The organism is Xanthomonas sp. NCPPB 1068 (assembly GCF_041479385.2).
Classification (GTDB): domain Bacteria; phylum Pseudomonadota; class Gammaproteobacteria; order Xanthomonadales; family Xanthomonadaceae; genus Xanthomonas; species Xanthomonas cannabis.
Genome location: NZ_CM192986.1, coordinates 3904315 through 3917001, shown reverse-complemented (window position 1 = coordinate 3917001; position 12687 = coordinate 3904315). Strand labels below are relative to the sequence as shown.

Sequence of the window (12687 nt, the reverse complement as noted above, 5' to 3'; positions counted from 1 at the left end):
TGGTCACACGGGTCACGCAAGCGCGGCAGGCTGCACGAGCAGCCTGACGCCTGAGCGCTACCGCGACCGCTCGCGTCTGCTCAGTATTTCGCCACGCCGTTGTCCACCTCGTCCGACCACGCATCGATGCCGCCGGTGACGTTGTAGACGTTGGTGAAGCCCAGGCCGCGGAAGTGCTCGGCGGCCTGCAGGCTGCGCCCGCCGCGGTGGCACAGGAACGCCAGCGGGGTGTCCTTGGGCAACTGTTCGATGGCGGCGCGCTCGTGCGCATCCAGGGTGCGGAACGGTGCGGCCACCGTGGCCAGCGCACGCTCGTCGGCCGGGCGCACGTCCACCAGGGTCAGGCTGCCGGCCTTGAGGCGGTCGTCGGCATCGCGCACCGACAGCTCCTGCACCGGCTTGGGCGCGTTGGGGTTGTCGATCGCCAGGCCGCGGCCGCGGATGTCGTCCACCCAGTCGATGGTGATGCCGTCTGCGCGGCGCGCGCTGGCCAGGTCGAACTGCACGCGCAGGCCGTTGGATTCGGCGGCGATGGCGTTCGGGTTGGTCGGCGCCAGCTGGAAGTTCGGCTGGAAGTTGGCATCGATGGACAGCGTCAGCGACGCGTCCGGCGCATCGGCCAAGGCGCCCTTGAGCATCTCGACCGCGGCCGGGGTGATGGTGATCTTCGGTGGGCTGCGGTCGGGCGCCTGCAGGCCGAGCATGTTGCTCAGCTCGCCGCTGTCGGCCATCTGCACGATGATGTCGCTGCCGCCGATCAGCTCGCCGTCCACGTACAGCTGCGGGATGGTCGGCCAGTCGCCGTAGGCCTTGATGCCTTCGCGGATGTCCTGGTCGGCCAGTACGTTGACGTGGGCATAGTCGATGCCCAGCCCGTCCAGCACGCCGACCGCCTTGGCCGAAAAGCCGCACTGCGGCATGCCGGGCTGGCCTTTCATGAAGAGCACCACGCGGCTGGATTGCAGCAGCGTATCGATACGGGAACGCAGAGCGGGATCGAGGGACATGGCAGCACTTCGGTCAGATCGTGGAGACCGGACATTCTACGCCGCGTGGCATCATGCGGCATGACCACGCCGGAAACGCTGTATCGCATCCCCTCCCGCCCGTACCGCTGGGTGGGCTTGTTCGCCCTGTCGCAGCTGGCGGTGGCGGTGCTGTGGTGGCATCTGGGCTGGGCGTGGGGCCTGCCGACGCTGCTGGTGTCGCATGCGTTGTTCGTGGTGCCGGTGTTCCTGCCGCGTGCGCGCCTGTATGCGCCGGTCCTGGCACGGCTGCCAGGCCGCGCGCCGCAGGTGTGGCTGACCATCGACGACGGCCCGTCTGACGACACCCTGGCCATGCTCGACCTGCTGGACGCCTACGGCGCCAAGGCCACCTTCTTCGTGGTTGGTGCGCGCGCCGAACGGCGGCCCGAGCTGGTGCGCGAGATCGTGCGACGCGGCCACGGCATCGGCAACCACAGCCATACCCATCCGCAGGCCTGGTTCTGGGCGCTGGGGCCGCGCCGCATGGCCCAGGAAATCGGGCTGGCGCAGCGCACCCTGGCCCGGATCACCGGCCAGGCGCCCCGGCTGTACCGCTCGGTGGTCGGCATGACCAACCCGTTCGTCGCCTCGCCGCTACGCGCGCATGGCCTGACCCGCGTGGCCTGGAGCGCGCGCGGTTTCGACGGCGTGCGCTGCGAACCGGACACCACCGTGGCGCGCATCGTGCGCGACCTGCGGCCCGGTGCCATCGTGTTGCTGCACGAAGGCGCCGCACACGGCCACAACCTCACCATCCTGCGCGGCGTGCTGGAGGCGATGCAGGCGCGCGGGCTGGTGGGGCAACGTCCGGATTGAACGCTGCCTCGGCGCGTGGTGTGGCGGGTGCAGTGCTGCTGCGCTGCTGCGTTGCGGTTGGTCTGTGTTGATCGCCGGTGTCCAATGCGGCACTGGCGCAGCGCCGTAACGCACTTCGCCGCCGGTATGGCAGCGCGCCAGGGACGCTGCGTACGAGCGCGGTGTCGGGCGCTCTTGCGTCAGGATGAAGCGACATCGCGCGGCAAGGAATGGATCGCGGGCGGCCGCCAATCGGTTGCCAATGCGTGGCAACCCAGCGTGCAAACCAGACGGCATTTTTCTCGCAATTTGCAGCTCCCCTGTGCCGGCGTCTATTGACAGCGATGGGGCATGGATCGACCATGCGCGCCCAGCCAGCCAACGGGCCGCACCTCGCACGGTGTGACCGCGCCAGCCTCAGCGGCCGTCTTCGACGGCAGTGTTTCGATCATGAGGCTGACACCAATGTTCTCTCGTCCCGTGTCTGCGCGCGCTGGTGCGCGTGCCGATCTGCGCCTGTCGCGCGTGACCCCCCGACGCGCCGTGCTTGCGCTGGCCTGTGCCTGCCCGGCGCTGGCAAGCGCGCAATCGCATCCCGGAGATCCGGTCGATCTGGATCGGCTGCAGATCCAGGCGCACCGCAGTGCCACCACCGAGGGCAGCGACTCCTACACCGCCGATATCGCACGCAGTTCGGCCAAGTTGTCGCTGTCGTTACGCGACACGCCGCAGTCGGTCGTGGTGGTGACCCGCCAGCAGATCGTCGACCGTAACCTGCAATCGCTGCAGGACGTCACCGACACCGTGGCCGGTTTCAACTCGCCGACCTGGGATACCGAGCGCACCTACATCACCGCACGCGGCTTCGAGGTGGATTACTACCGCATCGACGGCATTCCCACCGATTACAGCGGCGATGTGCAGCAGAACATGGCCATCTACGACCGCGTCGAGATCGTGCGTGGTGCCAACGGGCTGACCTCAGGTGCCGGTAGCCCGGCGGCATCGATCGACCTGCTGCGCAAGCATGCCGACAGCGACGTGTTGACCGGCCGCGTGGATCTGTCGGCCGGCCGCTGGGACCGCTATCGCGGCACGCTCGATCTGCAATCGCCGCTCAACGCCGCTGGTACGGTGCGCGGCCGCGTGGTGGCCAGCTATGAAGACAAGCAGTCCTTCCGCGATTACTACGGCAAGCAGTCGTCGCTGTTCTACGGCATCGTCGATGCGGATCTGAGCGAGGCCACCAGCGGCTACATCGGCATCAACAAGCAGCGCAACGATGGGCGCGGCACCACCTGGGGCGGCGTCCCGGCGTATTTCAGCGACGGCAGCCGCACCGATTTCGCGCGCTCGGACGCGTTCACGCCACGCTGGGCGCGGGGCGTGGCCGATACCACCAACGCCTTCGCCGGGCTCACCCATCGTTTCGACAATGGTGCGCAGCTGCAGGTGGAGTACGCGCACCAGCGCTTCGAAACCGACTGGAAATCGGTGTTGTTCGGCTACCTGGATTATCCGGACGCACAGACCGGCCTGGGGCTTGCCAGCACCTTTGGCGGGCGCTACCCCGCGCTCAGCGCGCAAAACAGTCTGGACGCCTACCTCACCCTGCCGTTGACGCTGTGGGGCCGCGAACACGAAATCGTGGCCGGTGCCACCTGGCTGAATCGCAATGTGCGCAACTGGTCCAACCTGCCGCTGCAACCGTTGATCGCACAAAGCGTCTTCGCCTGGACCGGCACCATGGCGCAACCGCAGTGGACGCCGCTGAGCAAGGGGGAAGACCGCGATGTGCGTCAGGTAGCCGCCTACGCCGCCGGACGATTCCAGCTGACCGACACGCTGAAGGCCATCGTGGGTGCACGCGTCACCGACTGGAAAAGCACCGACCAGCTGGTGCCGGAAAATTCGTACGAGCGCCGGGGCCGCACCACGCCGTACGCCGGCCTGATCTTCGATGTGGACGACCACCATGCGCTCTACGCCAGCTACACCGGCATCTTCAAACCCCAGAACAACCGCGACCGCGGCGGACGCTATCTCGACCCGCTGGAAGGCGATAGCTACGAGGTGGGTGCCAAGGGCGAATATTTCGGCGGCCAGCTCAATGCCGCGTTGGCGCTGTTCCGCATCGAGCAGGACAATCTGGCCGTCAACGACCCCGGGCAGCTGGTGCCAGGCACCACCAATCAGGCCTATCTCGCTGCCAGAGGCACTGTCAGCCAGGGCGTGGAGTTCCAGCTGGATGGCCAGCTGTCGGAGCAGTGGCGTCTTGCGTTCGGCTTCGCGCAGTTCGATGCCAACGACGCCAGCGGCGCGGACGTGAACCCTGCCAGCCCACGCCGTGAGGCGACGCTGTTCACCAGCTGGCAGACCGGGCCGTGGCGGCTGGGTGGGGGACTGAGCTGGCAGTCGGCCATCCACGAGCTGATGGCCGCGCCGCAGGGCAACACGCAACGGCTGACGCAAGGCAGCGTGGTGCTGGCCAATGCCATGGCACGCTACGACTTCAACCAGGCCTGGTCGGCACAACTCAACGTGCGCAACCTGTTCGACCGCCGCTACTACGCCAACATCGTCTACCAGAGCCAGCTGATCTACGGCGACCCGCGCGATGTGGAGCTCACGTTGTCCTGGAAGTTCTGACCTTGCTCCAGGCGACACGCGTTGCGGCGTGGATGCCGCCATCGAGCCTCTGCGGACGGATTTACGGCGTGTCCCGCAAACGATGGGGGCATCACGCCCTCGACCAGACTTGACGCGTGAAGATCGCTAAGTGCTCGCGACACGCACGATGCAGTCGTCGCTAGCTGATTGCTCAATACTGGAAGATCAGGCGCAAAGCGGATGGTCTGCGCCGTTGCTGCAGGACCCTTGCCCACCCACCATCGCAGGACACGCTGCAAGTACGTCCTTGTAAGCTCCGTGGCGGCATCCATGCCGCCAAGGGTCCCGCGACGGTGGGCGGGCAAGGACCAGTCGAGATGGTCGGTGTGCATGGATCTCAACCAGCGACTAGCAAGCTGGTGCCGCGGTGTCTTTGCTCTTCAACAAAACCACCAGTCAACTGTCTGGCGTGGTGTCCTCGCCGCTTGCGGGACCGTGTGGCGGCATGGATGCCGCCACCGAGCCTCCACGGACGGATTCACGGCGTGTCCCGCGAGCGGTGAGGGCACCGCGCGCTCGACCAGACTTGAAGATCGCCAAGTGACCGCGATAGGCGCGATGCAGTCGTCGCTACCTGATTGCTCAATAACGGCAGATCAGGCGGAGAGCGGATCATCTGCGCCTTTACTGCAGGGGCCCTTGCCCGCCCACCATCGCAGGACATGCTGCGAGTACCTCCATGTAGCTCCGTGGCGGTGGGCGGGCAAGGACCCGTGAGGTTGGTCGGTGTGCATGGATCTCAACCAGCCCGCATGTATACGCGTATGTCCCGGTCTCTGCGTGCCGTCCACATGCGTCCGGCGACCGCGCGTTACGTCTGGCAGCCATTCTGAATCGAGCAAGCCTCGTTGTGTACGGCTCAGCGCGGCTCGGCCACGATCAACCAGTTGTTGAACGGCGTATTGCCGTACAGCGGTGCAAACGTGGCGCGCAGGCCGGCCGCGTCCAACTGCGCCTGCAGGCTGTCGCGGGTGGGGTAGCTACGCGGCATGCGCTGCATCCAGCCGCTCAGGTGCGCCAGTACGTCGGTGACGCGGCTGGTGCGGCCGCGGCTGCTGGCATCGCCCAAGGCGCTGCGGATCACCAGTTTGGCGCCGGGCGTGAGCATCTGCGCCACGCTGCGGAGCAGGCCGGCCTGCATGTCCGCTTGCAGATACTGCAGCACGTCCAGGATGGTGACACTGCCCTGATGCTGCGGCCAGGCCAGGCTCAGGTCGACCACCTCGAACCTGGTATTGCCCAGTGCCGAGCGCTGCGCGATATGTTGCGCGCGGCGGATCTTGGACGCATCCACATCCACTCCGTAATACGCCAGCGCCTGCCCGTCGGCGCGCAAGGCATGCGCCAGCAGGCCCAGCCCGCAGCCCAGATCCAGCACCGGCGCGGTGGTGGTGCGCAGCTGCGCCAGTACACCCGGGTAGAGCGGGTCGGTGCGCAACTTGGCGTGCGTGTAATAGTAGTCGTAGCGGTTGCCCAGCGGGTGCTTGGGCAAAAACGCGCGTGCGATCGCCAGCGCTTGTGCGCGGCTCATCGGCTGGGTGGCGGTGCTGTGCAATGTCGTTCCTTGGCAATCAGGCGTGCTGCGCGGGTAGCTTAGGGCCTGCCGGCGTGATTGCGGTAGGCCCGGTTGGCGTTTTCCCAGTGCCTGGTCACGCGCAGCCCTGCCCGGCGTCGATAGTGCGCTTGTTGCGCCCTTGCCGCGCGGCGCGCCGTGTCGGCGATGTGCGGCAGCGCCGACCAGCTGGGCGGTTGCGAGACGGCGGCAACTGCCACCCGTGCCTCGGGCCGATGACCATGCAGCGCCAGACCAGTACGCGCGCCTGCTTCGCCCAAGCGCAAGCGCACGCCGTTGGCTCAGGCAATCGTGTCGACAGATCCCAATGCGCCCAGCGCATCGCGCGCCGCAGGCAGCGCCACGGCTGCCCAGCGCGCATACATCGCAGCCGAGGGATGCAGGCCGTCGTCGACCAGCATCGCGATCGCATCGCCGCCGTCGCGGCTGGTGGCGGTGATATCGATGAAGCGGACGGCGCGCTCGCCGCAGCGCTCGGCCGCCACACCGTTGAAGGCATCGATCTGCGCGGCGATCAGCCCGGCATCGCGGCCTTGCGCGCGCGCAAAGGGCGTCAGCCCCCAATCGGGAATCGACAGCACCAGCACGCGTGCCGCGTGGCCGCCGGCCAACGCAATGGCCTGCTGCAATAATGCATCGAACTGGCTGCGGTAGTCGTCCAGCGCCAGCCCGCGGTATTGATTGTTGACGCCGATCAACAGGCTGATCAGGTCGTAAGGACCCTGCGGCGCCGCAGCGTCGATGCCGGCCTGCAGTTCGTCGGTGGTCCAGCCGGTGGTGGCGATGATCTGCGGCGCCTGCACCGGCCAGCCGTGCGCGCGCAGGCCCTCGACCAGCTGCACCGGCCAGCGCTGCGCGGGGTCGACGCCTTCGCCAATCGTGTACGAATCGCCCAGCGCCAGATAGCGCTGCGGCGTGCCGGGCGCGGCCATCACGCCACGCTGCGCGACTTGAGCGGCACCACCTTGGTCACCGCCTCAGCGCGGCGCGCCAGGGCACGGTTGATGCGTGCGAACACATCACGCATCACGCTGGCCTCGGGCATCAGGGTCACGCGGAAATGGTGGCGATACGGCACGTTGAAGCTGGAGCCGGGCACCACCAGCACGCCTTCCTCGTTCATCAGATCGAGTGCGAACTCGTGATCGTCGAAGTTGCGTGCCGCCGCACCCACCACCGCCGGGAATGCGTACAGCGCCCCGGCCGGTGCCACCAGTTGCAGATGCTCGCTGGCCGCGCAGGCCTCGATCACCGCGCGGCGGGTTTCGTACAAGCGGCCACCCGGCGCGCACAGCGCCGAAATGGTGTCCGGCCCGTTCACCGCGGCATCGATGGCGTACTGCCCCGGCACGTTGGCGCACAGGCGCAGAGCGCCGAGCAGGTCCATCGCGTTGCGCATGTCGTTGATGCGCGCCTGCTCGCCGGACAGCAGCGCCCAGCCGACCCGCCAGCCGCAGGCGCGGTGCACCTTGCTCAAGCCGCTGAAGGTGATGCACGGGTGCGCGCCGGCCAGCGGCGCCACCGGCACGAAGGCCGCGCCGTCGTAGAGCACCTGGTCGTAGATCTCATCGACCATCAGCAGCAGATTGTGCTTGGTGGCGATAGCCACGATGCGCTCCAGCAGCTCGCGCGAATAACTGGCGCCGCTGGGGTTGTTCGGGTTGATCAGCACGATGGCGCGGGTGCGCGAAGACACCAGCGTCTCGATCTCCACCGGGTCCGGCTGGAAGCCGTTTTCCGGCGCGCAGCGGTAGTACACCGGGCGGCCATCGTTGAGGATGGTGGCGGCCGACCACAGCGGATAGTCGGGCGAGGGCACCAGCACCTCGTCGCCGGGGTTGAGCAGCGCCCGCAGCGACAGGTCGATCAACTCGCTGACGCCGTTGCCGACAAAAATACGATCCGGGTGCGCGTCCGGGTGCTGGCGGCGCGAATACGCGGTGGCGATCGCCTCGCGCGCCTCCGGCAGGCCTTGTTGATGCGTGTAGGGATCGGTGCGGCCCATGTCATCGGCGATCGCGCGCTGCAGATGCTCCGGCGCCCGGAACCCGAACGCCCCCGGGTTGCCGATATTGAGCTTGATCAGCTTGCGGCCCTGCGCCTCCAGCTCCCGCGCTCGTCGCGCCAGCTCGCCCCGGATTTCGTAGCGGACTTCGGACAGACGCTCGCGGATGGCGAGCGGCTTTTGCGGGGCAGTGGACATGCGACGGGCCGGTTGTAGGCGTGAGGCTTGGCATGGTAGCGGAAATGCGCCAGGCGGACATGCTTGCATCGGCAACGATGTCAAGGGGCGGCGCCCCCTGCTGCTCACTATTAGCAGGTATTGCCCTTAGGGAATGACCGGGTCCGCATCAATGGCTGCGTCTCAGCCCGAGAGACGGCTGATTGAGAAAATAGATCGTCAGCACGGGATTGGCTGATTGACAGGTTCTTAACATCCCAAGATTCTATTCCGTCACTTGAGCCCGTCGGCTCTCAGCAAGGATCGCGTTATGTCAGGGGGAAGTGCGTCGCTCTCGTTAGTCGAGGGCGGCTCGTCGGTGCACGATCGGCCGGATCTGGGGCTGCAGGGACTTGTCCTTCTGGCGCAATTTCATGGCATTGCCGCCGATGCGACGCAGCTGGCGCATGGCTTTGGCCGTGGGGGTGAGCCATTCGACGAGACCACACTGCTGCTGGCGGCCAAGCAACTGGGCTTGAAAGCCAAGGTCGTTGCTCAACCAGCCGCGCGCATTGGCATGGCTGCACTGCCGGCTCTGGCACTGGTGCCGGGAGGTGACGCGTTCATCGTGGCCAAGGTCGGTGCGGATCAGATCCTGATCCACGATCTGGTCGAAAAGCGGCCGCGCTCCATTTCGCCGGCCGAGTTCGAGGCGCGTTACCAGGGCCGGTTGTTGCAGGTTGCCTCGCGGGCCTCAGTGCTCGGCGATCTGGCCAAATTTGATTTCAGCTGGTTCATCCCGGCGGTGGTCAAGTATCGCAAGTTGATGATCGAGGTCTTCGTCGTCTCGTTCTTCATCCAGCTGTTTGCTCTGATCACCCCGCTGTTCTACCAGGTGGTGATGGACAAGGTGCTGGTGCATAACGGCCTGACCACATTGGACGTCATCGCGATCGGGCTGGTCTCCATGGCGGTGTTCGATGTGCTGCTGTCTGGCCTGCGCACCTATGTTTTCGCCCATACCACCAGCAAGATCGACGTGGAGCTGGGGGCGCGGTTGTTCCGGCATGTGTTGTCGTTGCCGTTGGCGTACTTCGAGTCGCGGCGCGTTGGCGACACCATCGCGCGTGTCCGCGAACTGGAGAACATCCGCAACTTTCTTACCGGGCAGGCGCTGACCTCGGTGCTGGATCTGTTCTTTACGGTGGTCTTTCTGTCGGTGATGTTCTGGTACAGCGGCTGGTTGACCTTGATCGTGGTGCTGTCCTTGCCGCTGTACGCCACGATCTCTGGACTGATCACCCCGGTGCTGCGCAAGCGCTTGAACGACAAGTTTGCGCGCGGTGCGGACAACCAATCGTTCCTGGTGGAGACCGTCAGTGGTATCGGCACGGTCAAGGCGATGGCGGTGGATCCACGCGTGACCCGCACCTGGGACAACCAGCTGGCCGGCTATGTCAGCGCCGGTTTTAACGTCACCCGCATCGCCACCCTGGGACAACAGGGCGTGCAGCTGGTGCAGAAGCTCACCGCAGTGGCAGTGCTGTTCTGGGGCGCCAAGTTGGTGATGGAAGGCAAGCTGTCGATCGGCCAGCTGATCGCCTTCAACATGCTGGCGGGCCAGGTCACCGCACCGATCATCCGCCTGGCCCAGTTATGGCAAGACTTCCAGCAGGTCGGTATCTCGGTCGAGCGGCTGGGCGACATCCTCAATACCCGCACCGAGGTGCCGGGCAGTCGCCTGGCCTTGCCGCCGATTCGCGGACAGGTGACGTTCGAGCGGGTCACGTTCCGCTACCGGCCCGACGCGCCGGAAGTGCTCAATGCCATCGAGCTGGACGTTCGCCCGGGCGAGATCATCGGCATCGTCGGCCGGTCCGGCTCCGGCAAGAGCACGCTGACCAAGCTGGTGCAGCGGCTCTACACGCCCGAACGTGGGCGGGTGCTGATCGATGGGCAGGATCTGGCATTGGCCGATCCTGCCTGGCTCCGCCGGCAGCTGGGCGTGGTGCTGCAGGAGAACTTCCTGTTCAACCGCAGCGTCCGGGAGAACATCGCCTTGACCGATCCCGGCATGCCGCTGGAGCGGGTGATTCACGCCGCCAAGCTGGCTGGCGCGCACGACTTCATTCTCGAATTACCCGAGGGCTACGACACCAAGGTTGGCGAACATGGCGCTGGTCTATCCGGTGGGCAACGCCAGCGCATCGCAATTGCACGTGCGTTGATCGGCGACCCGCGCATCCTGATTCTCGACGAGGCCACCAGTGCGCTGGACTACGAGTCCGAGCACGCGGTGATGAGCAACATGCGCGCGATCTGCAAGGGCCGCACCGTGCTGATCATCGCCCATCGCCTGTCTACCGTGCGGCAGGCCAACCGCATCGTCGTGGTGGAGAAAGGGCGAATTGTCGAGAGCGGCTCGCATGCCGAGCTGGTCGACCGTCCGGAAGGCCAGTACGCGCATCTGTACAGACTGCAACAGGGGACACCATGAAGCACCAGCTCCAGGGATGGCGCGATTTCGTCCTCCGCTACCTCAAGATCTTCAAATCGGCCTGGGCGGTGCGCTGCCAGCTCGACCCGCCCGCGCGCAGCGCCGATGAGCGTGCATTCCTGCCCGCACATCTTGAGCTGACCGAAGCACCGGTCTCGCCCACCGCGCGCTGGACAATGCGCATCATCATCGGCTTCTTCTGTGTGGCGCTGCTGTGGGCATGCTTGGGCAAGCTCGACATCGTCGCGGTGGCACCAGGCAAGACCGTGGTCGATTCGCGAACCAAGGTGGTGCAGACCGCGGAAACCGCGGTGGTACGCAGGATCCTGGTACGCGACGGACAAGCCGTGAAGAAAGGCCAGCTGCTGGTCGAACTCGATGCCACCGCCACCGGCGCCGAGTTCGCTCAGGCCGGCGACGCACTGGTCAACGCACGTCTCGCTGCGCTGCGTCAGGCCGCCCTGGCAACCGCCATCGCCACCGGGCAGCCACCGCAGCTGGGCGCGGCACCGGATCTACCCGCAGAGCGCGTAGCCAACGAGCAGCAATTGGTCAGCAGTCAATTCGATGCATTCCAGGCGCGCCGACACAACCTGCAAGCCAGCATCGCCCAACGCCAGGCCGAGTTGCAGACCACCCAGGACGCGATCGAACCGCTGGCCGAATCCGCACGCATCTCCAAAGTGCGCGCAGAGGACTACGCCCGCCTGGTCGAAGGCAAGTACGTCGGCCGCCATGACTACCTGTTGCGCGAACAGGAACGCATCGCCGCAGAAAGCCAGCTCGCCACCCAGCGCAATCGCCTGCAGGAGATCCGCTCGGCGACCAGCGCGGCGCAAGAGGAGTTGCGCGTGCTTGTCACCGACACACGCCAGCAGGCACTGGATGCCTTGCGCCAGGCAAGCGAGCAAGCCGGCCAGCTGACCCAGGACGTCGCCAAGACCGGCCAGCGCGACAAGCTGATGGCGCTGCACGCACCCGTTGACGGCACCATCCAGCAGTTAGCCGTCCACACCGTAGGCGGTGTAGTCACGCCCGCACAGCCGCTACTGGTCGTAGTGCCTGCCGAAGAAGCACTGGAGGTTGAAGTCACCGTCTTGAACAAGGACATCGGCTTCATGCGCCCGGGCCAACCGGTCACCGTCAAGGTCGACAGCTTCCCTTACACCCGCTACGGCTATCTGACCGGAACGGTAGCAAGCGTCTCGCACGATGCCGCGCAGGACGAAAAGCTGGGCCTGGTATTTCCTGCACGCATCAAATTGAACGGCAGCACGCTGAAGATCGATGGGGTCAAGGTGCGGATGAGTGCCGGGATGAGCTTGAGTGCGGAAGTGAAGACGGGGAAGAGGCGAGTGATTGACTATCTGCTTAGTCCACTTCGTCATCACGGATCCGAGTCGTTAAGAGAACGGTGAGAGCCTAGGAATTCTATCGAAGTCTATGGAGATTAATAAATTGAATGCCTTAACTAAAAAAAAGAGTGGATTTTTGCTGTTTGTCTTCTTCTTTCTCCCAATTCTAGTTGGAAAACTCTCTCTATTATTAAAAATTCACGACTTGCAGTTTATTGATGGGTGGAAAAATTTCTATAAGGCTGCATGGGGTGATGCAGGCGGATATTACTTCACTGTCCTCTCTTCTCTGATTCTATCTCCCCTTGTTGTAATTTGGGTGCGTGCAAATTCAGATGTTAAAGAGATTGATAATAAATCAAAAGCATTTGCATTGGGCGTGTGCGGATTATTTATTGCTTCTATTTTATCAGTAGTCTTGGTTTTAGCTCTCCCCGTAAGTTCAATTGAAAATCCAACTAAGGGAGTAAGGCTTATTATACTTTTGGGGAAATCGCATTTTCTATTTGGTCTTGGCTACGGGATTATGGTCGCAGCTTGTGTCGTAATGGCTTACGGTTCTGTCGCCATACTGCGGCAGGTAATTAAAAAATAAAAAGGAATGATAG

9 protein-coding genes are annotated in these 12687 nt (G+C 64.8%); 5 read left to right on the top strand and 4 right to left on the bottom strand.

Translation table 11 applies throughout. The features are described from left to right. Positions 1–80: 80 nt before the first annotated feature. Positions 81–1007, bottom strand: coding sequence for a Grx4 family monothiol glutaredoxin (gene grxD / locus ACCQ12_RS16530; protein WP_039406216.1), 927 nt, complete (start codon positions 1005–1007; stop codon positions 81–83). Between the two features lie 60 nt (positions 1008–1067). Here grxD and ACCQ12_RS16525 point away from each other — a divergent pair, with 60 nt between their 5' ends. Together ACCQ12_RS16525 and ACCQ12_RS16520 are read left to right on the top strand one after the other, a co-directional pair. After that, positions 1068–1844: a polysaccharide deacetylase family protein gene (locus ACCQ12_RS16525; protein ID WP_372382269.1), complete on the top strand. Its 777-nt coding sequence runs from the start codon at positions 1068–1070 to the stop codon at positions 1842–1844. A gap of 444 nt (positions 1845–2288) precedes the next feature. Continuing rightward, the gene (locus ACCQ12_RS16520; RefSeq protein WP_372382268.1) at positions 2289–4472 is read left to right on the top strand and encodes a TonB-dependent siderophore receptor; all 2184 of its coding nucleotides are present in this window, start codon (positions 2289–2291) and stop codon (positions 4470–4472) included. Between the two features lie 880 nt (positions 4473–5352). Here the strand turns inward: ACCQ12_RS16520 and ACCQ12_RS16515 are convergent. From ACCQ12_RS16515 to ACCQ12_RS16505, 3 genes are all read right to left on the bottom strand, one after another. After that, a complete protein-coding gene (locus tag ACCQ12_RS16515; protein ID WP_039406302.1) occupies positions 5353–6024 on the bottom strand; it encodes a methyltransferase in 672 nt (223 codons plus the stop codon). A gap of 323 nt (positions 6025–6347) precedes the next feature. After that, complete coding sequence (locus ACCQ12_RS16510; protein WP_372383646.1) at positions 6348–6998, bottom strand: SGNH/GDSL hydrolase family protein; 651 nt, start codon at positions 6996–6998, stop codon at positions 6348–6350. Continuing rightward, the gene (locus tag ACCQ12_RS16505; protein WP_372382267.1) at positions 6998–8269 is read right to left on the bottom strand and encodes a pyridoxal phosphate-dependent aminotransferase; all 1272 of its coding nucleotides are present in this window, start codon (positions 8267–8269) and stop codon (positions 6998–7000) included. Before ACCQ12_RS16505 ends, ACCQ12_RS16510 begins: the two co-directional genes overlap by 1 nt. 289 nt (positions 8270–8558) lie before the next feature. Between ACCQ12_RS16505 and ACCQ12_RS16500 the strand changes: the two genes are divergently transcribed. Genes ACCQ12_RS16500 through ACCQ12_RS16490 form a run of 3 tightly spaced genes read left to right on the top strand, consistent with a single transcriptional unit; the run spans position 8559 to position 12674 of the window. Then, positions 8559–10724: a type I secretion system permease/ATPase gene (locus ACCQ12_RS16500; protein WP_372382266.1), complete on the top strand. Its 2166-nt coding sequence runs from the start codon at positions 8559–8561 to the stop codon at positions 10722–10724. Further along, complete coding sequence (locus ACCQ12_RS16495; RefSeq protein ID WP_372382265.1) at positions 10721–12142, top strand: HlyD family type I secretion periplasmic adaptor subunit; 1422 nt, start codon at positions 10721–10723, stop codon at positions 12140–12142. Before ACCQ12_RS16500 ends, ACCQ12_RS16495 begins: the two co-directional genes overlap by 4 nt. Positions 12143–12182: 40 nt before the next feature. Further along, the gene (locus ACCQ12_RS16490) at positions 12183–12674 is read left to right on the top strand and encodes a hypothetical protein (RefSeq protein ID WP_146093304.1); all 492 of its coding nucleotides are present in this window, start codon (positions 12183–12185) and stop codon (positions 12672–12674) included. The last annotated feature ends 13 nt before the right edge of the window (positions 12675–12687 follow it).